Raw genomic sequence first — 368 nt, forward strand, 5'->3', positions numbered from 1 at the left:
GGGACGCCGGTATGCCGGGGGACCCGCTCACCGCGGACGGCTCCTCCCTCCCGCGCCCCCGCAGCTGCACCGGCTGTGCCGCGAACGCGCTGGAGCCGTCCGGGGCGACCCGGAGCGGGACGACGTACCCGATGCGCTCGTCGCGCACGGTGGCGTGCACGGCGTGGCCGGAGGCGACGGCGATGCGGTGGAGGCGGTTCAGCACGGCCTGCTGGATCTCCTCGCCGGGGCCCGCGATCACCCGTACGCCGTCGACGTAGGCTCCCGGCTCGTCCGACCCGTCGGCCGGGACACGGACGTCGACCGGTACCGCCGCACGGTTCGCCGCGTCCCCGGCCTGCTGCTGTTCCCGCTTCTTCTCGCGGCTG

1 pseudogene is annotated in these 368 nt (G+C 76.1%); it reads right to left on the minus strand.

The window, feature by feature from the left end:
* Positions 1-368: pseudogene (locus CCN29_RS15310) on the minus strand (tetratricopeptide repeat protein); the annotation flags it as partial.

Source organism: Streptomyces pseudogriseolus (assembly GCA_002154585.1).
GTDB classification, from domain to species: Bacteria; Actinomycetota; Actinomycetes; order Streptomycetales; family Streptomycetaceae; genus Streptomyces; species Streptomyces pseudogriseolus.